Raw genomic sequence first — 20,966 nt, 5'->3', positions numbered from 1 at the left:
CGACGAGAAGGAACCCATGTCCCCGAGCCGGTCGGTCCTCGTCGAGGCGCAGCGGCTCGAGGGCTGGCTCGGGCGCTTCGGCGAGCGCAACGGCCCCTTCGAGGTGCAGCCTGCCCCGGAGCCCATCGACGGCTCCCTGAGGATCGTCGCCGCGAACGGCTGCAGCGCCGTCCTGACCCCACCGCTGCGGGCGGCCCGTGCGCCGGCGATCCCGGTCCCGGGTCCGGGCGAGCTGGCTGCGGCCCTGCTGTCGGGTATCGATCTCTCGGTCCCCGTGGGACTTCTGCTGCTCCGCCGGGGCGGCTACTCGGTAGGAGTCGCCCGGGAGGGTGTGGTCCTGTCGTCGAAGACGGGCACGCGCTACGTCCAGGGCAGGACGGCGGCCGGAGGCTGGTCGCAGCAGCGTTTCGCGCGTCGGCGCGCCAACCAGGCCGACGCCCTCGTCGAGGAGACCGCGATCCGCGCCGCCGCTCTCTACGCAGCGGACACGCCGTCGTGCCTGCAGCTCGGCGGTGACAGGGCCCTGGCGGCAGCGGCGCTCGGGGAACCCATCCTCGCGCCCTTCGCGGACCTTCCGCAGGTGCCCTTCCTGACCGTGCCGGATCCGCGGTTCGCCGTCCTGAAGGACGCGGCTCGGTCGGCACTGTCCGTCCGCATCACCGTGACCGACCCGCCTGCAGCCGCCTAGGCGGTCACGTCGGGCCGGGAGGCCGCCGAGCGCAGGGCCGCTATGGCGGACGCGGCGTCGTCCGCGCCGTAGACCGAGGACCCCGCGACGAAGACCGTGGCGCCGGCCTCGGCCGCGCGGAGGATCGTCTCCTCCGAGATGCCGCCGTCGACCTGGATGACCAGCGGAAGGCCCGCACCGCGGATGGCCTCCGCGGACCGGCGGATCTTCGGCAGGGTGAGGTCCAGGAAGGACTGGCCGCCGAACCCCGGCTCGACGGTCATCACGAGCAGCATGTCGAGCTCACCGAGCATGTCCAGGTAAGGCTCCACCGGTGTTGCCGGTCGCAGCGCCATGCCGGCCCTGGCTCCGGCGCCGCGCAGCTCGCGGGCCAGCTTGACCGGGGCTGCCGCCGCCTCCGCGTGGAAGGTCACGGACGCCGCTCCGGCCTCGGCGTACTGCGGCGCCCAGCGGTCGGCGTCCTCGATCATGAGGTGCACGTCGAGCGGCAGCGGACTGACCTGCTGGATCCGCCTGACCACCGGCAGGCCGAGGGTGAGGTTCGGCACGAAATGGTTGTCCATGACGTCCACGTGCACCGCGTCGGCCGATGCGATGCGCTGCAGCTCGGCCTCCAGGTTGGCGAAGTCCGCAGAGAGGATGCTCGGGTTGATACGGAGATGCGTCACGACCGTTCCTTTCGTCCCGCGGGCCGGGTGTGCCTCACGGATTCTTCCTGATGAGCGCGAGGTACATCGCGTCCGTGCCGTGGACATGGGGCCAGAGCTGCGCGCTCGTGCCGTGGCCCGCGCCCAGTGCTCCCCCGATGCTCACCGCGTCCAGCGCCGCGCCCGCGTCCAGCCGCTCGAACCCGGACCGCTTTCGGAGGCAGTCGTCGACGACGGCGTCCGTCTCCGCATGGTGCGGGGAGCAGGTGGCGTAGGCCACGACACCGCCCGGTGCGACGGCGTCGAGGGCAGAGGCGAGGAGCTCCCGCTGGAGCGGCGCGAGGGATACGAGGTCCGCCGGCTTGCGGCGCCACCGCGACTCGGGACGGCGCCGCAGGGCACCCAGGCCAGTGCACGGCGCGTCCACCAGCACGCGGTCGTACGTGTCCGGCTGTTCCCGCCCGAGGTCGCGTCCGTCGCCGACCCGCACGGTCCAGGAATCCTCGGGCAGGGGCCGCAGCGCCTGCTGCACCAACCGGGCGCGATGCGGCACCGGCTCGTTCGCCGTCAGGTGGACTCCCGAATCCTGTCCGAGTGCTGCGAGCAGGGCCGTCTTCCCGCCGGGACCCGCGCAGAGATCGAGCCACTGCTCGGGACCGCCCGTCCTCCCGGCGCCGAGGTCGATGGCGGCCAGCGCACGGGCGACGAGCTGGGACCCGGAGTCCTGCACCCGGATGGTGCCTATCGAGATTCCTGGCAGGCGGCTGACGTCCCCGCCCGAGTAGTAGGCCGATCCGGGGGCGAGGCGGCCCGGCTCGGCACCTTCGGCGATCGCGTCGTCGAGCGATGCGAGCCCCGGCAGGGCCACGAGGTGCACCACGGGCGCCGCGTTGTCCGCCGCCAGCAGTGCGTCGATCTCGGCAACGTCGCGGCCGTGGGCCACGAGGGCCTGCCGCAGGGCGCGCACGATCCATTCCGGGTGGCTGTGCGTCAGGGCGGCGATCGCGGTCGCGTCCGTCAGGCCGTCCACGAGCTCGCTGGTCCAGCCCTCCAGGTCATGCGCTGTCACCTTCCGCAGCACGGCGTTCACGAGCGACGACGGCCCCGCGCCGATCACGGCGCGCACGAGCCCGACGGTCTGGTCGAGCGCCGCGTGGGCGGGGACGCGCATCGCGAGGAGCTGGTGGACGCCGATCCGCAGGGCGTCCAGCACGGCCGGATCCAGCTGCTCGAGCGGCCGGTCCACGCAGCGGGCCAGCACGGCGTCGTACGTCCCCTGGCCGCGCAGCGCGCCATAGGTGAGTTCGGTGGCGAAGCCGGCATCGCGGCGGTCGAGCCGGTGCTTGCGGATGCTCGCCGGCAGGACGAGGTTCGCGTACGCGTCCTCGGCCTGGACCGCGCGCAGCACCTCGAACGCGACGAGGCGCGCGGGGTCGGCGCGGCGTGAGCGCTGGGAGGGCGCGGCCTGGGAGAACTGTCGTTCCCCACCGCGGTTGCGCTCACGGCCCTGCTCGTTGCGGCGGCGGGGGCCGCCCCCCTGTCCCCTGCCGCTGCCTCCGGACCCCTTCGGCCCGGATCCCCTGTTCGCTCCTCCGATATCGCTCACTCGAACACCAGCTCTCCGCGCGTCGCCGCGCCCCGTGCCCAGTCGAGGGCGCTCATCATCTTCTTGCCCGCAGGCTGGAGGGTCCCCAGGACCACGGCATCGGTGCCCGTTCCCACGAGCACTTCCCGCCCGAGGACCCGCAGTTCGCCCGGCTCGAGTCGGGGGTGGGCCGGTGCCTCCGCGGCCGCCTCCCCGCTCTCGCCGGGGCTGACGGGGGTGACGGGGCCGAGCTTCACGCGCTGCCCGTCGAGGGTGGTCCATGCGCCGGGTTCGGGAGTGACCGCGTTGACGCGGCGCCGCACGGCCACGGCCGGCTGCGTCCACTCGACCCGGGCGTCATCGATCGCGAGTTTCGGCGCGAGGCTCGGCTCCCCGGTCTGGGGTGTCGCCGTGACCCGTCCGGCGTCGATCCCCGACAGCGTCTGCACGAGCAGGACGGCGCCGCTGTGCGAGAGTCGCTCGAGCACCTCGCCGCTCGTCGCGGAGGGTTCGAGGGTCTCGGTCATCACCCCGAACACGGGTCCCGTGTCGAGCCCCTCCTCCAGGCGGAAGGTCGTGGCACCCGTGACGTCATCACCGGCGAGCACCGCGTGCTGCACGGGAGCCGCGCCCCGCCAGGCGGGGAGCACGGAGAAGTGCAGATTGATCCAGCCGTGTGCCGGCACGGCCAGCCCGGCAGGGGGGACGATCCCGCCGTAGGCGACGATCGCGGCGGCATCGAGGCCGAGGGTCCCGAGGTGGGTGATCAGCTCGGAGGTGAAGCGGTTCGCCTTCAGGACCGGGAGCCCGAGGGCGTCGGCGGCTGCGGCGACCGGGCTCGGAGCAAGGATCTTCTTCCGTCCCACGGGCGCGTCGACGCGGGTGAGGACGGCGGCGACGTCGAACCCGGCGTCCACCAGGGCCCTGAGTGACGGGACGGCTACCTCGGGCGTCCCCGCGAAGAGGATCCTCATCGGGTGCGCTGCCCGAAGGCTCCGGTGCCGCCGCTCCCCCTCGAGGGGGCGGCTCCCTGCGTGAAGCTCGATCCGAGGGACTGGGAGCGCTGCGCGGCGGTGCGGGACGTGACGCGGTTGTACTCGGCACTCCGGATGGCCCTCAGGGCGCTCCTGCGGTCCTCGCCCTCGAGCCGGTCGATGTAGAGCGTGCCGCGGAGGTGGTCGGTCTCGTGCTGCAGGGCTCGTGCCAGCATGCCGGTCCCCTCGACCACGATGTCCTTGCCGGACACGTCCTGGCCGGTGACGCGGGCCCATTCGGTCCTGTCGACGTAGCTGCCGAGACCGGGGACGGACAGACAGCCCTCGACGTCGGACTCCCCCTGGGATCCGCCGGCGAGTTCGAGCACGGGATTCACCACGTGCCCTTCGACGCCATCCACCCGATACGTGAAGACCTGCAGGCCGATTCCCACCTGAGGGGCGGCGAGCCCTGCTCCCTGCACATCGATCATGGTCTCGGTCATGTCCTCGACAAGCCGGGCCAGGTCCGGTCCGAAGACGGTGACCTCCGCTGCGGGCGTGCGGAGGATCGGGTCCCCGATCATGCGGATACTCAGGACGGCCATCGGTGCTCTGTTCCTCGCTTCGGTCGCGGAGTGCGCGCAGGGCGCGGCATGGGAAGACTGGTCGGTCCCCGCGGCCGTGCTGCCGCGAGGCACGCATCAATCCTAGTGCCGGTCGCGCCGGGCGAGCCCCCCGGGTCCTTTCCGGTTCCCTGCCTGAAGGGTCTCAGGCGGGGAGGGCGGTCTCCGGCACGGCCGCCTTGCTGGGCGGCGGTCCGATCGGAAGGAGCGCACGGCCGGCCTCTTCGGCATCGAGCCCGGCCTCCCAGGCGCGACGCAGGGCGCAGAAGCGGAGCCAGTGGTTCTTCAGCACCGAGGGATTCGCCCTCATCGCGCGCACCTCCGTCTGGCCCACGGCGACCCCGAGCAGCAGGGGCTGCTCGGGGTGCGCCCACGGGCGCCATTCACCCTTGTGCGGGTCCACGAGGGATTCCTCCGCCTTCATCCCTGCCACGAGCTGCATGACCACCTTGTCGTCGAGCGCCTTCACGAAGCCGTCCCGATCGGTGTTCTTGGTCTTGTAGTCGATGAGGCAGGTGCGGCCGCCGATGGTGGCGACGAGATCCAGGGTGCCCGCGTAGCCGAGGGCGGCGTTCCATACCGTGATCTCGGGCTCCACGGGCCGCACGTCGTACAGTTCCCACCATTCGTCGAACCGCTGGGCGAAACCACTCTCCCCGTTCTCCTCGAGGGCCAGCCGGGCCGCGTCGAGTTCCTCGGGCCGGCCGAGGGCACGCAGCGCCACCTGTTCGCAGTAATGGTGCACGCGGGTTCCCCGCAGTGCCGCATCATCGCGGTACCGTTCGGCCGCGCCGGAGGCGTCCCGGACCGCCGTCCGCAGTTCCGCCGGATTGCCGAGCGCGCCCGGCAACCGGGGGTCGCGCGACAGCGCGCTGGCCGCCATGTGGCCGAACCAGCCACCGAGGGAGGTGGGCAGCTGCGAGATGACGGTGGTGATCGACGGGACGGACGGCTGCTCCGACGTGGAGCGGGCGTACATCCGGCCGTGGGGGGTTGCATGTGCCAGGAGCGGGGCGGTCATGGATCCAGTCTCCCAGCTGCCTCTGACAGCCCTGTCATCCGTGGCACGGCGCCGGACGCAGGGCTCCCGGGACCGGACCGGCCCCGTCCGATTGGACGAACCCCGAAACGTCCTATAGAGTTTTCTCTCGTTGGAAAACGAAGAAACACCGCGAAATACACGGTATCGAGCGGGAATTTCTGGTCCTTTTCATCTGCGGACGTAGCTCAGCTGGCTAGAGCACCACCTTGCCAAGGTGGATGTCGCGGGTTCGAATCCCGTCGTCCGCTCGCAAGTCACTGTATGGCCGGATCAGTCCGGTGACCGGAGGAATCCGGTCACGGTGGGGTGGCCGAGAGGCGAGGCAGCGGCCTGCAAAGCCGTATACGCGGGTTCGAATCCCGTCCCCACCTCACTACGGTACGAGCACCATGAAAATGGGCGATTGGCGCAGCGGTAGCGCGCTTCCCTGACACGGAAGAGGTCACTGGTTCGATCCCAGTATCGCCCACTGAAGCGCCCCCTCGGGGGCGCTTTTTTGCGGACGTAGCTCAGCTGGCTAGAGCACCACCTTGCCAAGGTGGATGTCGCGGGTTCGAATCCCGTCGTCCGCTCTCAGGCCGGTTGTCGGCCGTTGCCCGGTCCTGGCGAGGACCGGGCATTTTTTCTGCCCCGGCCCGCCCCCTCCGTGGCTCCTCCCAGGACTTCCCCATCTTCCTGTCCTATGATTGACGGAGCGGAAACGGTACTGCGTTTCCACGACCGAAAGGAGGTGTCCGTGGGTTTATTGGACGGGCTCAAGGGCAAGGCCGGCACCCTCGCGGGTAAGGCGACCGAACTCATTGGCGATAATTCCGACAAGGTGAAGAACGGCATCGGGAAGGCTGGCGGCTTCGTCGACAGCAGGACCCATGGCAAGTACTCGCACCACATCGACGGAGTGCGGACGAAGGCTTCGGAGATGGTGGACAGGATCGACAAGAAGGACGGCAAGGGCGACGTAGGCCCTACCCCTCCGCCGGCCGTGTGATCCCCAGCCTGGCAATAAGGAGCGCCGGTCCCGCCGAGAGGCGGCACCGGCGCTTCTTGCGTCCCGGCTCCGGGGAGGAGGGCGCCCGGGACCCGGGGAGAAGGGCTCCGATCGACGGCTATCGGGTGACGTCGCTCCCCTGCCGGGCGAGTGCCGTCAGGCGGGATACGGCCCGGTAGTACTTCTTCATGTACCCGCCACCCATCATCTCCTCGGTGAAGAGCTTGTCGAAGGTGGTGCCGCTCGCCATGATCGGCACATCCCGGTCGTAGAGCCGGTCCGCCAGGACCACGAAGCGCAGCGCCACGGCCTGCTCCGTGATGGTCTCCACGTTGTGCCAGGCCACCGCATCGATACCGTCGAGGAGCTGGCGGTAGCGGCTGGGGTGGACGTCCGCCAGGTGCCCCACCAGGCTTGCGAAGTCGTCCTCGGCCAGGATGCCCCCGGAGTAGGAGGCGATCCGCTCCCGCAGTGCGGCGTCGTCGATGGCCTCCGGGGCCTGCGGCAGCCCGCGGTGGCGATAGTCCTCGCCGTCGATCCGGGCCACCTCGAACTGGTCCGAGAGGACCTGGATCTCCCGCTGGAAATCCTCCGCGGCGAAACGTCCGTCGCCGAGCGATCCCGGGAGGGTGTTGGAGGTCGCCGCGAGCTTGACCCCGGCGTCGGCGAGTTCGCGCATGAGGCGGGACATCAGGACGGTGTCCCCCGGATCGTCGAGTTCGAACTCGTCGATGCAGACGAGGCTGTAGCCGCTCAGGGCGTCGACCGTCTTGCGGAAGCTCAACGCCCCCACCAGGTTCGTGTACTCGACGAAGGTCCCGAAGGCCTTCTGCCCGGTCGACGCATGCCAGAGCGACGCGAGGAGGTGGGTCTTGCCCACGCCGAACCCGCCGTCGAGGTAGATGCCCGCCCGGGTCGGGGCCTTCTTCCCGCCGAACAGCCTGCGGAGTCCGGAGGGTCCGGGCTCGTTGACGGCGGAAGCGAAGTCGCGGAGCGTGGCCACTGCCGCAGACTGCGACGGCTGCTGGGGATCCGGGCGGTAGGTGTCGAAGGACACCTCGCCGAAGCGGGGCGATGGGTAGAACCCGCCCAGCAGATCATCGACGGAGACCTTGGGGGACCGCTCTGTCAGGTGCTCGATGGCTGGCACGGATCTGGACCGCTTTCTCTCCGGAGGGGGTGACGGCAACGGCCCCGCAGGCGTCCGTTCCGCTACGCAAGCCTACGGCAGGCAGCCCGCTCGCGGCGCCGTCGCGCGCCCGCCATCCCGCTCTTGACCGGTGGGCCGGCCGGTCCGCGAGGATCCGCGCCGGCCCCCTCGCCGACGGTGCCGGCACCCGTCCGCCGCACGCCGTAGCACCGGAAGCAATTGCCGCACCGCGTGGTTAGGCTAGGAGGAAAGACGGAAGCGCAGCACGCGGGACCGCGAGGACAGCTATGCGAAAGGCCCCCATGACCCTGGCAGCAGACACGCAGGACAAGTTCGCCGAGTACGCCCACCCCGAACGGCTCGTCTCCACCGGGTGGCTCGCCGACAACCTCGGCGCCGAGGGCCTCGTCGTCGTGGAGTCGGACGAGGACGTCCTGCTGTACGAGACCGGCCACGTGCCGGGCGCCGTCAAGATCGACTGGCACACGGAACTGAACGACGAGGTCACCCGTGACTACATCGACGGCGAGGGTTTCGCCCGCCTGATGGCGGCCAAGGGGATCTCCCGCGACTCCACGGTGGTCATCTACGGTGACAAGAGCAACTGGTGGGCCGCCTATGCGCTCTGGGTCTTCACGCTGTTCGGCCACGAGGACGTGCGCCTGCTCGACGGCGGCCGGGACAAGTGGGTCGCCGAGGGCAGGGCCATGACGACGGACAAGCCGGATGTCGCCACCGGTGACTACCCGGTCGTCGAGCGTGACGACACCCGCATCCGCGCCTACCTCGGCGACGTCCTGGAGCACCTCGGCAAGCCCCTCATCGACGTGCGGTCGGGCGACGAGTACACGGGCGCCCGCACCACCATGCCCGCCTACCCGGAGGAGGGCGCCCTGCGTGGCGGCCACATCCCCACCGCGAAGTCCGTGCCCTGGGCGCGGGCGGCGGCCGAGGACGGCACCTTCCGCACGCGTGCCGAACTCGATGCCATCTACCGGGACGAGGCGGGCCTGCGGGACGGCGACGACGTGGTGGCCTACTGCCGGATCGGCGAGCGGTCGAGCCACACCTGGTTCGTCCTCACCCACCTGCTCGGCTTCGGGAACGTGCGCAACTACGACGGCTCCTGGACCGAGTGGGGCAACGCCGTCCGTGTGCCGATCGTCCGCGGCACGGAGCCCGGCGACGTCCCCGCGGGATCGGCACGGGCAGCCCGATGACGAGCGAGGCGATCCCCAGGAAACTCGCCGAGATCATCGACGACTTCCAGGACCTGACCGAACCGGACCGGCTCCAACTGCTGCTCGACTTCTCCCGCGAACTGCCGGACCTGCCGGAGCGGTACACCGACCATCCCGAACTGCTGGAGCAGGTGGTCGAATGCCAGAGCCCGCTCTTCCTGACCATGGAGATCGGCGACGAGCCCGAGCGGCCCGTGCACCTCTTCTTCTCGGCGCCGCCCGAGGCCCCGACGACGCGCGGCTTCGCGGGTGTGCTGCTCGAGGGGCTCGACGGCCTGCCCGCCGCCGAGGTCCTCGCCGTGCCGGACGACGTCCCGGACCGCCTCGGCCTCACCCGGGCCATCACACCCCTGCGCATGCGCGGCATGGCCGCCATGCTGGGACGGATCAAGCGGAAGATCAGGGAAGCACGGTAGCTGCCGGCTCGGGCGCTTTCCCGCCGGGAAGCGTCCGGCCGTTGAGGTGACCGTCGAGCCACCGCTCGACGACGGCCTCCCACCGCTCGGGATCGACGTTCCATTCCTTCGTGTGGCGTGCGCGGTGGAACCGCTCGAGCGTCACGAAGGACGGGTTCTTCTCGGCGAGTTCGGCCGACGGCCCGATGGGGACGAATTCGTCGTCCTCGCTGTGCAGGACGAGCGTCGGCAGGGTCAGTTGCTCGGCGCGGGCGATCCAATCCATGCTCTTGAGGTCCAGGGGTGCTGCCAGGCCGGTGATCCTCCGCCCGCGCTGGCTGGCCAGCAGGTACTGCCCGAGCCTCCCCACGGGAGCAGGGATCCGGTTCAGGGCGGCATGGTGTGCGAGGACCTCGATCCAGTTGATCACCGGCCCGTCCAGGACCAGTGCGGCGATGCGCTGCCGATGGCGGGAGAGGTCAGCGGTCTGCAGCACGATGGCGCCTCCCATGGACCACCCGAAGAGCACGACGTCGCGGGCGCCGTGTGAGACGGCGAAGTCGATCGCGGCGTCGACGTCGTGCCATTCGGTCATGCCGAGCCCGTAGCGGCCGTCCGGCGCCGAGGGGGCCTCGCCGTCGTTCCGGTAGGAGAGGACGAGGCTCGTGAGGCCGAGGCGACGGGCCGGCCCCAGCGCGCGCAGTGCCTCCGCCCGCGTCGCCCCGCGGCCGTGCACCATGATCGCCCAGGTGCGCGCGGGAGCCTCCGCGCGCACGAGCCAGGCCGGAGCCGCGCCGCCCTCGACGGGGATGAGCACCTCCACCTCCGCGAACCCCATGGCCGACGGCGACGGGTAGACCGCGCCACCCCACCAGCCGCGCGTCGCCGACGCCAGGTCCCCGGCGTAGACCTTCTCGACCTCACGTTCCACGGTGCCCTCCCGGGGGACGTAGGAGCGTACGGCTCCGATCCGGGCATGGCCCCGTCCGCCGTCGAAGTGGAGGCTGTAGGTACCCTCGATCGTCGTGTCGTCGTTGGCCGGGAGGATCACGGTCTGATGGTTTTCGGAGCCGACCACGGCCAGGATGTCGAGGTTCTCGTCCCGGTTCCGGGCTGGAGTCACCACCTGGCGGGCGAAGTACACGGCGAGCCCCGAGACTGCTCCGGCTGCGGAGGACGCGAGGGCAGCACCTGCCCCCACCCCGAGCGCGGTCCACTTGAGCCAGGGAGCGGTGATGGGCTGCGCTGCGGCCGTTGGGCTCGTCGATGCCATGGTTCCATTTCTACCCTGCCCGTCAGGCTCCGTCGATCCAGCGCGCCGTCCGGCGGGGTGCGTTCGGGTGCGGCAGTACAGTGGCGCCATGACACAAACAATCGTCGTGCTGACAGAGGAAGCCCTCACGCACCCTGATCTCCGCAACCTGCAGACGCTCCAGGGCGAGGAGCCCGCGGAGGTCGTCGTCCTGGTCCCCGAGGACCGCAACGAATCCGTGCTCGGCGAGTTCTTTCGCCACCTGAGCCTCCTCGAGGTCGGCGAGGCCTTCCGGACCTTCTCGTCCGACGACCGCCGCCACGACGAGGTCGCCGCGCGCACCGCACTCGAGCAGTCGCTGCACCTGCTGACCAGGGAGGGCTTCGAGGCCCGCGGACGGACGACGGCGGGAGACCCGGTCGACGCCCTCGTGCAGGAGGCCGCGGACAGTGGGGCCGTGCAGGCCGTGGTCATCACGCGTCCCCACGCCATGGCGGACACGTTCCACACGGACTGGGCCACGAAGGCGCAGGACAAGCTCGGCATCGCCGTCCTCCACCTGTACTCCGGCTCGGGATTTATTGGCGACTCGTAGGCGTTGGGAGAAGTATGACTACCGAACGCGACACCTACCGGCCAGAGATCCAGAAGTCCGACGACGAGTGGCGGCAGGAACTGACCCCGCAGGAGTTCCAGGTGCTGCGCCAGGCCGGCACCGAGCGCCCCTACACGGGTGAGTACTACGATGCGAAGACGGCGGGCACCTATGCGTGCCGTGCCTGCGGTTCCGAACTCTTCACGAGCAACGAGAAGTTCGACTCCCACTGCGGATGGCCCTCCTTCTGGGCGCCGCTGGCGGAGGACAAGGTCCGCTACCTGCATGACAGGTCCCTCGGGATGGAGCGGATCGAGGTGCGCTGCGCCCGCTGCGATTCGCACCTCGGCCACCTCTTCAAGGGCGAGGGCTTCGACACCCCCACCGATCAGCGCTTCTGCATCAACTCCATCTCCATGAAGCTGGTACCCACCGCCTGACCGCGGCGATCCGGGCAGGTAGGGCCGGCCTCCGGGCCGGCCTTCGTGCTGTCCGGGACCGTGAAGACGGACTGGCCCTTCTCCTCATCAGAACCTCGCTGAGCATAAGAATTTCTTTCTTTGTAAGGCGCTGAGGCTAAGTACAGCTGTTCTGCTTGCTACGCTCGCGGCACATGACGCCCGATGCGCACGAACAGAGAAAGCAGGAGCCATGACCGTCACTCCCCTCGCCCCGACAGTCGGGAAGCCACAGGAGACCGCCGCCTGGCAGGCCCTCAAATCGGCAGCGCAGGAGTTGCGCCTCCTGCAGGTGAAGGACGGCTCCATCCCCGATCCTGAGCACCACGGCGCCGCAGCCGCGTACACCGCGGCCGTCACCGCCGCCGTCCGGGAGCTCGCCCCCCTCTTCCCCCATGACGCCGAATACCTCGACCGCACCGTCACAGCCTTCGACGCCTGGCACGCGAGCGGTTTCGCGGTTCCGGATTTCCTCGAGCCGCTGCTGGCCTTCCAGCCCCAGCAGCACCGGCTCGACGGTCTCCGGCACCTCGTCGTCTTCCCGATGTACACCCAGAACGGCAGCACGAGCCGACTCGTCGAAGCCGTGCTCATCGAGGTGCTCTGGCCGGAGTTCATCGGCGAGCTCGAGGCTGGGGACTACTCCAACGCACTGTTCGTGCCCATCCGGTTCCTCGACTTCACCGAGGGCTACAACACGAACTCCGCCGTGCTGTTCCCGGAGACCGTCGCCGTCAGCCGGACGCCGACCTTCACCTGGGGCGCCATCTTCGCGGACCGTGAAGCCGCGCGCTTCCGCCGGGTGGTCCGAGCCGCTGCAGAGATCACGCGGCTCGACCTGCCGGCCGACGCGCTGGAGCTGCTCGAGGACCAGAAGCTCACGGAGGAGACCTTCGTGATGTGGGACCTCATCCACGATCGCACCCACATGCGCGGCGACCTGCCCTTCGATCCCTTCATGATCAAGCAGCGCATGCCGTTCTTCCTGTACTCGCTCGAGGAACTGCGCTGCGACCTCACGGCGTTCCGCGAGTCCGTGCGGATCGAGAAGGACGACGACGCCTCGCCCGAGGCCCGCCGGCACGCGAAGCTCGTGCAGTACGCCGTCATCTTCGACCGCATCTTCCGCTTCAGCATCACGGGCAGCCGCGTCCGGAACTACGACGGCCTGGGAGGTCAGCTCCTGTTCGCCTGGATGCACCAGCACCGCGTCCTGCACTGGACCGACACCAAGCTCACGATCGACTGGGAGGAGGCCGCCGACGTCGTCGTCGCCCTCGGCGAGCAGATCGAGCAGCTCTACTGGCGCTCGATCGACCGCCCGAAGACCGCGCACTGGCTGGCCGCCTACGAGTTGGTCTCCGCCACGGTCACGCCCCACCCCGCCTCCGTGTGGGCGAAGGGCCCCGACGCGCTCGAGCTCATGGGCCCGCCGCGCGCCCTGACCGACGCCGTCCTCGATGACGAGTTCCCGCTCTCGATGTTCTTCGAGGCGCTGGACCGCAAGATGAGGCCGATCATCGAGTCGACCACCGGCATCACGGCGGACGCGGCATGACCAGCCCCGGTGGCCCCCGCACCGCCGTCGTCGCGGGTGCCACCAGCGCCTCCGGCGTCGCCCTGACGCGGCGGCTGATCGCGGACGGACTCGCCGTGGTCGCCGTCGGCTCCGACGCCGGGCGGCTCGAAGCGGCCTTCGCCGGGCTCGACGGCGTCGACCGGCAGGTGTGCGACCTCACGGACGAGGCGGAGGTCGCCTCCCTCGCCGGCCGGGTCCTCGACGACCACGGCGGCGCGGACGCGCTCTTCCACCTCGTGGGGGGCTGGCGCGGCGCCGGCGGCATCACCGCGCAGTCGACGGCGGACCACGAGTTCCTGCACCGTTCGGTGTTCATGACGCTGTTCAACACCAGCCGGGCCTTCTACGACCAGCTGGCCCGGAACGGCGGGCGGCTCGCAGCCGTCTCGGCGACGGCCGTGGCTGCTCCGACGGCGGCCAACGCCTCCTACGCCGCGGTGAAGGCCTCGGTCGACGCCTGGCTGAAGGCCGTCGCCGAGGGCTTCACCAGGGACGCCACCGCGGCGGCCGCCACCGCCGTCGTCGTCAAGGCCCTGGTGGACGACGCGATGCGGGAGCAGCATCCCGAGCGGCGCTTCCCGGGCTTCACGCACGTCGACGATCTGGCCGACATCCTGGCGTCGCTGCTGTCAGCGCCCGCCGCGGAGGTCAACGGCGCCCGCATCGATGCAGCTGCGGGCACCCGTCGGGGATAATGGCACCGTGACCGACACCCTGACACCACCCGCATCCCTGCACGACCGGACCCAGCGAAGCTTCGCGTCCGACAACTACTCCGGCGTGCATCCCGAAGTCCTCACGGCCCTGGCGGCAGCCAACGAAGGTCACCAGGTCGCCTACGGCGACGACCAGTACACCGCCCGGCTGCAGGAGGTGATGGAGCACCACTTCGGCGAAGGCATCTCCATCTTCCCCGTCTTCAACGGGACCGGCGCCAACGTACTCTCGCTGCAGTCCATCCTGCCGCGGTGGGGTGCCGTCGTCTGCCCCCAGACGGCCCACATCAACGTGGACGAGAACGCGGCACCCGAGCGCGTCGGCGGCATCAAGCTGCTGACCGTCCCCACACCGGACGGGAAACTGACCCCCGAGCTGATCGACCGCGAGGCCTGGGGGTGGGGTGACCAGCACCGCGCGCAGCCCCTGGCGGTCTCGATCACCCAGACCACGGAACTCGGCACGCTGTACTCGGTCGCCGAGATCAAGGCCATCGCCGACCACTGCCACGCGCGCGGCATGCGCGTCCACATGGACGGCGCGCGCCTGGCGAACGCGGCCGCCGCACTGGGTCAGCCCCTCCGCGCCTTCACGCGGGACGCCGGCGTGGACATCCTGTCCTTCGGCGGCACCAAGAACGGACTGATGTTCGGCGAGTGCATCGTCGTCCTGGACCAGGAGGCGTCCACCGGTCTGGAGTACCTGCGCAAGCTCAACATGCAACTCGCGTCGAAGATGCGCTTCGTCTCGGCGCAGCTCATCGCCCTGCTCGAGGGTGACCTCTGGCTCCGCTCCGCGACACATGCCAATTCGATGGCGGCCCGCCTGACGGCGGGCGCGCGGGACATCCCGGGCGTGATCCTGACGCAGGAGACGCGGGCCAACGCGGTGTTCGCCATCCTCCCCCCGGGGACCGCGGACCGTATCCGCGAGAGCTTCCGGTTCTACGACTGGGACCAGGCCACCGGCGAGGTCCGCTGGATGTGCTCGTTCGACACCACGGAAGAGGATGTGAACGCCTTCCTCGAGGCGATCCGCCGGGAAGTGTCCGCCTGAGGCTTCGCCCCGCGGCCGCCGAGGTCCGACGGCGCGTCGCCGTCCAACTCGCCCCCGCAGGGCATAGCCTGCGGGGGTGAGTGCAATCGACGGCGTATCGCAGCTTCCTGTGGAATTCCTGGACGCCCTCTCCGGGCTCAGGAAAGCAGCGCGCCGCAGCGAGATCCGGCTGGAGGAGATCCCCGCACCCTCGCGGCTAGCACCCTTCGCCGTGGCCCTCGGGGCCGAGATCTTCGAGGCCACCCCGCTCATGCCGCCGCCGCTCCACGGACCGGCGCGAACCCTGATCCTGCCACCCGAGCCCGAGGAACTGGCCACCGGCCGCTTCATCCTCCTGTACGACCCGGCCGGTTCCGCGGTCTGGAACGGCAGGTTCCGCATCGTCACCTACATCCGCGCGCAACTCGAGCCGGACATGGGCAACGACACCCTGCTCGGTTCCGTCGCCTGGACCTGGCTCGTGGAGGCCCTCCAGAACCACGGAGCGCGCCATCACAGCACGGGGGGTACCGCCACGAGGATCCTGTCCGAGAGCTACGGCACCCTCGAGGAACGGGCCGACACCATCGACATCGAACTACGGGCGTCCTGGACTCCCGAGACCTCCGACGTCCGCCGACACCTGGAGGCCTGGTCGGAGATGGTGTGCACCTTCGCAGGGCTGCCACCCCTGCCCGAGGGCGTCACCCATTTCCCGCACCGCCGCTCCTGACGCCACCCCGCGGGGACTGCGAACCGCAGGCACGTGCGGGGATAGACTGAAATCACCATGAGTTCCGACACCTCACAGCAGACGGACAGCGTCGAAGCGTCCGATTCCTCCGACGATTCCGGCACTGCCGCCGTCCTGCCGCTCCTGACCGAACCGCGCGACGGCGTCCCGCTCGTCATCGACACCCCGGAGGGCCTCGAACGGGCGGCAGCGGCACTCGCGGCGGGAACCGGGCCGGCGGGGGTCGACGCCGAGAGGGCCTCGGGATTCCGCTACGGACAGCGGGCCTTCCTCGTCCAGATCCGGCGTGAAGGCGCGGGCACCTGGCTCATCGACCCCGAACCGTTCGACGACCTGCGGATCATCGACGACGCCCTCGACGGCGTGGAGTGGATCCTCCATGCCGCCAGCCAGGACCTGCCGTGCCTCTCCGAGCTCGGCATGTGGCCGGACCGGCTCTTCGACACGGAGCTCGCGGCCCGTCTCGCCGGGCTCACCCGCGTGGGCCTGGCCGCAGTCATCGAATCCCAGCTCGGTTTCACCCTCGCGAAGGAGCACTCGGCCGCCGACTGGTCGCGCCGGCCCCTGCCCGAGCCATGGCTCCGCTACGCGGCACTCGACGTCGAGGTCCTGACGGACCTCCGGGACAGACTCGCGAAGCTCCTGGAGAGCGACGGCAAACTCGCGATCGCCGAGGAGGAGTTCGAGCACATCCGCAGCACTCCGCCCGCCGAGCCCCGCATCGACCCGTGGCGCCGGACGTCGGGGCTGCACCAGCTGCGTGACCGGCGGCAGCTCGCCGCCGTCCGGCAGATGTGGCTGGAACGCGAGGACCTCGCCCAGCGGCGCGATGTCGCACCCGGCCGCCTCATCCCGGATTCCGCGATAGTGGCCGCTGCCCGGGCCATGCCGAACACCGTGCCCCAGCTCCTGGCGACCAGGGGATTCCATGGGCGGGCAGCCCAGAAGGAAGCCCCGCGCTGGCTCAAGTGCATCAACGAGGCGAGGAAGCTCACCGAGCTCCCGCCCCTGCACGTGTCCACCAACGCCCCTCCCCCGCCGCGCATCTGGCCTGAGAAGGACCCGGAAGCCGCCGCGCGCCTGCAGACAGCACGTCCGAGGGTCGCGAACCGCGCGGAGCAGCTCGGCATGCCGGTGGAGAACCTGCTGACACCGGACTACCTGCGCCGGATCGCCTGGCGCCCACCGGCGGAGATCTCGCTCGAGACCGTCTCGGGAGCCCTCGCCGAGCTCGGCGCCCGTCCGTGGCAGATCGAGCAGGTCGCGGCGATCATCACCGTGGCGTTCCTCGATCCGGATCCGCTGCCCGTGAAGGGCCGGCGGGACGACCAGCAGGCCGGCCAGGAGACGCCCGAGGACTGACCGGAGGCGACTCGGGGATCCGCTTGCACGCTATGTTACTCACCAGTAACATGAGCGCGGATCAACAACTCGAAGAGGAGCACAAGGTGAGCCCAGTTACCGGGACCGCGCCCACGCGGAGCGCGTCACGAGCAGTCCGAGACGTCGTCTTCGTCGACGGGGTGCGCACGCCCTTCGGGAAGGCGGGGAACAAGGGCATCTACGCGGGCATGCGCGCCGACGACCTGGTGGTCAAGTGCATCCGCGACCTCCTCCGGCGCAATCCCACCCTGCCGCCCGAGCGCGTGGACGACGTCGCCATCGCGGCCACCACGCAGACGGGCGATCAGGGCCTCACGATCGGCCGCACCGCCGCCCTCCTCGCGGGCCTCCCCCGTACCGTTCCGGGATTCGCGATCGACCGCATGTGCGCGGGCGCCATGACCGCCGTGACCACGACGGCCTCGGGCATCGCCTTCGGCGCGTACGACGTCGTGATCGCCGGCGGCGTCGAGCACATGGGCAACCACCCCATGGGAGCGGACGCCGATCCGAATCCGCGCTTCGTGTCCGAGCGCATCGTCGATCCTGCGGCACTGAACATGGGCAACACGGCGGAGAACCTGCACGATCGCTTCCCGGCCATCACGAAGGACCGCACGGATGCGTATGCCGCGCGCAGCCAGGAGAAGCTCGCTGCAGCCTACGAAGCCGGACAGATCCAGCCCGACCTGGTTCCCGTCGCCGGCAGGAAGGCGGGCTCCGGCTGGACCCTGAACACCGTCGACGAGCCGCCGCGTCCCGGCACCACCGTCGAGGACCTCGCAGCCCTGCGCACCCCCTTCCGCGCCCACGGCCGGGTCACTGCAGGAAACGCGGCGGGACTCAACGACGGCGCCACCGCGGCCCTCCTCGCATCGGCAGACGCCGCGGCCGAACTGGGACTGCCCACCCGCATGCGCCTGGTCGCCTACGCCTTCGCCGGCGTCGAACCCGAGGTCATGGGCATCGGCCCGGTCCCGGCCACCGAGAAGGCACTGCGGCAGGCGGGCCTGGAGATCGGCGATATCGGGCTCTTCGAGATCAACGAGGCGTTCGCCGTCCAGGTCCTGAGCTTCCTCGATCACTTCGGTATCGACGACGACGACCCGCGCGTGAACCGCTACGGCGGGGCGATCGCCGTCGGGCACCCCCTCGCCTCCTCCGGCGTTCGCCTGATGAACCAGCTCGCCCGCCAGTTCGAGGAGGACCGGACAGTGCGCTACGGCATGACCACCATGTGCATCGGCCTCGGCATGGGCGCCACCGTCATCTGGGAGAACCCCCACCACGAGCACTACGGACAGGATGCAGCATGAGCTTCGAACGCTACGACGAACTGGCCCGTCTCGTTCCCGCCGAGATCGTCACCCACTCCTACGTCCAGGACGTCACCCTTCCCGAGGGCGCCGGCGTCCTCGCGCTGATCACGCTCGACAACGACCTCGACTCGACGAAGCCCACGACCCTGGGACCGAACACCCTGATCGAGTTCGGGCGGACCCTCGAGGGCCTCAAGGAGCGGGCGGAGCGCGGTGAGATCGCCGCCGTCGCCGTCACCGGGAAACCCTACTTCCTCGTCGCTGGCGCAGACCTCAGCACCGTCAAGAGCGTGAAGTCGGAGCACCTGGGCCGCCTCATGGCCGAACTCGGCCACGAGGCGTACGACCTCCTCGCGGACCTGGGCGTGCCGAGCTTCGCCTTCATCAACGGCGTGGCCCTCGGTGGAGGTCTCGAGATCGCCCTCGCCGCGAACTACCGCACGGTGTCCTCGGGCGCGAACGGCATCGGCCTGCCCGAGGCGTTCATCGGGCTCGTCCCGGGCTGGGGCGGCGTGTACCGCCTCCCCCGGCTCATCGGCCCCGCCAACGCCGTGACGGTCATGATCGAGAATCCGCTCAGCAACAACCGCAGCCTCGACGGGCGGGCCGCCTACGAGCTCGGCATCGCGGACGCACTCTTCGAACCCGCCGACTACCTGGAGCAGTCGCTGCTCTGGGCCGCGCGGGTGATCCGCGGCGGAGCGGCCGCAGACGCCGTTGAGCAGCGCCGCGCCGAACGCGCGCAGTACGACGACGCCGCGTGGAGAAGTGCCGTCGCGGCCGGCCGCGCCTTCGTCGAGGCGAAGACGTCGAATGCCGCGCCCGCGCCGTCGCGCGTGCTGGACCTGCTGGAGGCCGGGCTGACACTGTCCCGGAAGGAGTCGGCCGCGGCCGAGTGCGCCGCGCTGGCCGAACTGATGCAGACGCCCGAATTTCACGCCACGGTCTACGCCTTTCTCGATCTCGTCCAGAAGCGCGGGAAGCGCCCCGCCGGGGCGCCCGACAAGAAGCTCGCGCACCCCGTGTCCAAGGTCGGTGTCGTCGGAGCAGGGCTCATGGCGAGCCAGCTCGCCCTCCTGTTCGCCCGACAGCTCAAGGTGCCGGTGGTCCTGACCGACATCGACCAGGGCCGCGTGGACAAGGGCGTCGGCTACGTGCACGCCGAGGTCGACAAGATGCTCGGCAGGAAGCGGCTGAGCCAGGACGCGGCCAACAGGACCAAGGCTCTCGTGACCGGATCGGTGTCGAAGGACGTCTTCTCCGACGCCGACTTCGTGATCGAGGCGGTCTTCGAGGAGATGTCCGTCAAGAAGCAGGTCTTCGCGGAGGTGGAGGCCGTCGTCTCCCCCGAGTGCATCCTCGCGACCAACACGTCCTCGCTGTCCGTGGCCGAGATGGCCGCCGACCTGTCGCACCCGGAACGCGTGGTCGGTTTCCACTTCTTCAACCCCGTCGCCGCGATGCCGCTGCTGGAGGTCGTGCGCGCACCGAAGACCGACGACGCCGTGCTCGCGACCGCCTTCGTGCTCGCGAAGGGCCTCAAGAAGAACGCCGTGCTGGTGCAGGATGCTCCGGCCTTCGTCGTGAACAGGATCCTGGGCCGCATGTTCGGGGAGATCACCGCCGTCTTCGACGAGGGCACCGACGCGGCGACCGCCGACAACGCCCTGCGCCCCATGGGCCTGCCCATGACGCCGTTCAGGCTCCTCGCGCTCGTGGGCCTGCCCGTCGGCCAGCACGTGCAGGAGTCGCTGCACGCGGCATTCGGCGAGCGCTTCCACGTCTCGGCCAACCAGCAGAAGCTGATCGACGCCGGCATCAGGGGCCTGTGGGAGAAGCAGGACGACGGCAGCTACGCAGTCCCGGACTCCACGCTGGCACTCCTGGACCGCGGCAGCAGCCCCTCCTCGGCCGAGGAGGTCCTGCGCCGTACGCAGGACGCCCTGGCGGACGAGATCGGGCGCATGCTGGCCGAGGGCGTCGTCGCTGCGCCCGAGGAGATCGACCTCTGCATGATCATGGGAGCGGGCTGGCCCCTGCACCTCGGCGGCATCACCCCCTACCTCGACCGCGTCGGGGCGTCCGAGCGCGTCAACGGGAAGACCTTCCACCAGGCATGACGCCCGAGCGGGCGCCGGAGGCCTCCGGCGCCCGCTCCACCTCGCCCGTCTGATCCGGAAGCGTTCGGTCATGGCGTTCGCTGGAGGCGACGGAGCCCACGTGGCGCCCCTCCGGGTGACCTTGCAGAAGACCCTCGCCAGAGGATGCGGGGACACCGTGGAGGTGCACCTGTCCACACGCACCACCTGGCCAGACGCCCACCTCGGCTATCGCCGGACTCGGACCGCCCGATGTGCGCGCTTACCGTTCCGGTAACGAACGCGTCCCGCCTATCGACGCAGCGGATTCTACGGGGCAGGGTGAAGCCATGCGTGCACTGCGACCGACAGACCGGCTCTCGGTCTTCGGTCAGGTGCTGCTCGGCACCGTAACGGTGTCAGTGCTGCTGAGCGGGTGCGCCAGCGCCCCCAGCGGCAC

20 protein-coding genes and 4 tRNA genes are annotated in these 20,966 nt (G+C 70.2%); 17 read left to right on the top strand and 7 right to left on the bottom strand.

From position 1 onward, the window contains the following. The first annotated feature begins 16 nt into the window (after nucleotides 1-16). On the top strand, nucleotides 17-688 hold the full coding sequence (locus tag AC1MFI_RS12810; protein ID WP_479817346.1) for an acVLRF1 family peptidyl-tRNA hydrolase: 672 nt from the start codon (nucleotides 17-19) through the stop codon (nucleotides 686-688). On the opposite strand, the gene rpe is transcribed toward AC1MFI_RS12810, so the two are convergent. The 5 genes from rpe to AC1MFI_RS12785 all read right to left on the bottom strand — a co-directional run bounded on the left by rpe (nucleotide 685) and on the right by AC1MFI_RS12785 (nucleotide 5,541). Continuing rightward, the gene (gene rpe / locus AC1MFI_RS12805) at nucleotides 685-1,356 is read right to left on the bottom strand and encodes a ribulose-phosphate 3-epimerase (protein WP_479817344.1); all 672 of its coding nucleotides are present in this window, start codon (nucleotides 1,354-1,356) and stop codon (nucleotides 685-687) included. The genes AC1MFI_RS12810 and rpe overlap by 4 nt on opposite strands. A gap of 34 nt (nucleotides 1,357-1,390) precedes the next feature. Beyond that, on the bottom strand, nucleotides 1,391-2,941 hold the full coding sequence (locus AC1MFI_RS12800; protein WP_479817342.1) for an RsmB/NOP family class I SAM-dependent RNA methyltransferase: 1,551 nt from the start codon (nucleotides 2,939-2,941) through the stop codon (nucleotides 1,391-1,393). Continuing rightward, a complete protein-coding gene (locus AC1MFI_RS12795) occupies nucleotides 2,938-3,894 on the bottom strand; it encodes a methionyl-tRNA formyltransferase (protein ID WP_479817340.1) in 957 nt (318 codons plus the stop codon). Before AC1MFI_RS12795 ends, AC1MFI_RS12800 begins: the two co-directional genes overlap by 4 nt. Continuing rightward, on the bottom strand, nucleotides 3,891-4,502 hold the full coding sequence (gene def, locus AC1MFI_RS12790; RefSeq protein ID WP_479817338.1) for a peptide deformylase: 612 nt from the start codon (nucleotides 4,500-4,502) through the stop codon (nucleotides 3,891-3,893). Before def ends, AC1MFI_RS12795 begins: the two co-directional genes overlap by 4 nt. Nucleotides 4,503-4,665: 163 nt before the next feature. Further along, on the bottom strand, nucleotides 4,666-5,541 hold the full coding sequence (locus AC1MFI_RS12785; protein WP_479817336.1) for a cytochrome: 876 nt from the start codon (nucleotides 5,539-5,541) through the stop codon (nucleotides 4,666-4,668). A 195-nt stretch (nucleotides 5,542-5,736) separates the two neighbouring features. Here AC1MFI_RS12785 and AC1MFI_RS12780 point away from each other — a divergent pair. The 5 genes from AC1MFI_RS12780 (at nucleotide 5,737) to AC1MFI_RS12760 (ending at nucleotide 6,550) form a co-directional block, all read left to right on the top strand. Next, nucleotides 5,737-5,810: transfer RNA gene (locus AC1MFI_RS12780), tRNA-Gly, on the top strand. Between the two features lie 52 nt (nucleotides 5,811-5,862). After that, nucleotides 5,863-5,933 (top strand) — tRNA-Cys (locus tag AC1MFI_RS12775). Between the two features lie 26 nt (nucleotides 5,934-5,959). Further along, a tRNA-Val gene (locus tag AC1MFI_RS12770) sits at nucleotides 5,960-6,031 on the top strand. A gap of 29 nt (nucleotides 6,032-6,060) precedes the next feature. Beyond that, nucleotides 6,061-6,134, top strand: a tRNA-Gly gene (locus AC1MFI_RS12765). Nucleotides 6,135-6,298: 164 nt separating this feature from the next. Then, nucleotides 6,299-6,550 (top strand): antitoxin, encoded by a 252-nt coding sequence (locus tag AC1MFI_RS12760; RefSeq protein ID WP_400483644.1) that lies wholly within the window; start codon nucleotides 6,299-6,301, stop codon nucleotides 6,548-6,550. 118 nt (nucleotides 6,551-6,668) lie between these two features. On the opposite strand, the gene zapE is transcribed toward AC1MFI_RS12760, so the two are convergent. Then, nucleotides 6,669-7,700 carry a cell division protein ZapE gene (gene zapE / locus AC1MFI_RS12755; RefSeq protein ID WP_479817333.1) on the bottom strand — a complete coding sequence of 344 codons (1,032 nt, stop codon included), beginning with the start codon at nucleotides 7,698-7,700 and terminating at the stop codon, nucleotides 6,669-6,671. Between the two features lie 302 nt (nucleotides 7,701-8,002). Here zapE and AC1MFI_RS12750 point away from each other — a divergent pair, with 302 nt between their 5' ends. Together AC1MFI_RS12750 and AC1MFI_RS12745 are read left to right on the top strand one after the other, a co-directional pair. Then, complete coding sequence (locus AC1MFI_RS12750) at nucleotides 8,003-8,920, top strand: sulfurtransferase (RefSeq protein ID WP_479817331.1); 918 nt, start codon at nucleotides 8,003-8,005, stop codon at nucleotides 8,918-8,920. Next, nucleotides 8,917-9,357 carry a SufE family protein gene (locus AC1MFI_RS12745; protein ID WP_479817329.1) on the top strand — a complete coding sequence of 147 codons (441 nt, stop codon included), beginning with the start codon at nucleotides 8,917-8,919 and terminating at the stop codon, nucleotides 9,355-9,357. The genes AC1MFI_RS12750 and AC1MFI_RS12745 overlap by 4 nt, the downstream gene beginning before the upstream one ends. On the opposite strand, the gene AC1MFI_RS12740 is transcribed toward AC1MFI_RS12745, so the two are convergent. Further along, complete coding sequence (locus tag AC1MFI_RS12740) at nucleotides 9,341-10,609, bottom strand: alpha/beta hydrolase family protein (RefSeq protein ID WP_479817327.1); 1,269 nt, start codon at nucleotides 10,607-10,609, stop codon at nucleotides 9,341-9,343. The genes AC1MFI_RS12745 and AC1MFI_RS12740 overlap by 17 nt on opposite strands. Nucleotides 10,610-10,697: 88 nt before the next feature. Between AC1MFI_RS12740 and AC1MFI_RS12735 the strand changes: the two genes are divergently transcribed. The 9 genes from AC1MFI_RS12735 (at nucleotide 10,698) to AC1MFI_RS12695 (ending at nucleotide 20,548) form a co-directional block, all read left to right on the top strand. Next, a complete protein-coding gene (locus AC1MFI_RS12735; protein ID WP_479817325.1) occupies nucleotides 10,698-11,183 on the top strand; it encodes a hypothetical protein in 486 nt (161 codons plus the stop codon). 14 nt (nucleotides 11,184-11,197) lie between these two features. Next, on the top strand, nucleotides 11,198-11,623 hold the full coding sequence (msrB, locus tag AC1MFI_RS12730; RefSeq protein ID WP_479817323.1) for a peptide-methionine (R)-S-oxide reductase MsrB: 426 nt from the start codon (nucleotides 11,198-11,200) through the stop codon (nucleotides 11,621-11,623). A gap of 211 nt (nucleotides 11,624-11,834) precedes the next feature. Further along, nucleotides 11,835-13,199, top strand: coding sequence for a DUF6421 family protein (locus AC1MFI_RS12725; protein ID WP_479817321.1), 1,365 nt, complete (start codon nucleotides 11,835-11,837; stop codon nucleotides 13,197-13,199). Beyond that, the gene (locus tag AC1MFI_RS12720; RefSeq protein ID WP_479817319.1) at nucleotides 13,196-13,915 is read left to right on the top strand and encodes an SDR family NAD(P)-dependent oxidoreductase; all 720 of its coding nucleotides are present in this window, start codon (nucleotides 13,196-13,198) and stop codon (nucleotides 13,913-13,915) included. The genes AC1MFI_RS12725 and AC1MFI_RS12720 overlap by 4 nt, the downstream gene beginning before the upstream one ends. Further along, nucleotides 13,887-14,993: a threonine aldolase family protein gene (locus AC1MFI_RS12715; protein WP_479817317.1), complete on the top strand. Its 1,107-nt coding sequence runs from the start codon at nucleotides 13,887-13,889 to the stop codon at nucleotides 14,991-14,993. The genes AC1MFI_RS12720 and AC1MFI_RS12715 overlap by 29 nt, the downstream gene beginning before the upstream one ends. Before the next feature lie 85 nt (nucleotides 14,994-15,078). Then, the gene (locus AC1MFI_RS12710) at nucleotides 15,079-15,705 is read left to right on the top strand and encodes a DUF3000 domain-containing protein (protein ID WP_479820876.1); all 627 of its coding nucleotides are present in this window, start codon (nucleotides 15,079-15,081) and stop codon (nucleotides 15,703-15,705) included. A 57-nt stretch (nucleotides 15,706-15,762) separates the two neighbouring features. Further along, a complete protein-coding gene (locus tag AC1MFI_RS12705; RefSeq protein WP_479817315.1) occupies nucleotides 15,763-17,088 on the top strand; it encodes an HRDC domain-containing protein in 1,326 nt (441 codons plus the stop codon). Nucleotides 17,089-17,174: 86 nt separating this feature from the next. Further along, nucleotides 17,175-18,425 (top strand): thiolase family protein, encoded by a 1,251-nt coding sequence (locus tag AC1MFI_RS12700; protein ID WP_479817313.1) that lies wholly within the window; start codon nucleotides 17,175-17,177, stop codon nucleotides 18,423-18,425. Then, on the top strand, nucleotides 18,422-20,548 hold the full coding sequence (locus AC1MFI_RS12695) for a 3-hydroxyacyl-CoA dehydrogenase NAD-binding domain-containing protein (RefSeq protein WP_479817311.1): 2,127 nt from the start codon (nucleotides 18,422-18,424) through the stop codon (nucleotides 20,546-20,548). The genes AC1MFI_RS12700 and AC1MFI_RS12695 overlap by 4 nt, the downstream gene beginning before the upstream one ends. Nucleotides 20,549-20,966: the final 418 nt, after the last annotated feature.

The sequence above is a fragment of the Arthrobacter sp. BC5 genome (genome assembly GCF_056680255.1).
This window is presented reverse-complemented; position numbering and strand designations above follow the sequence as displayed.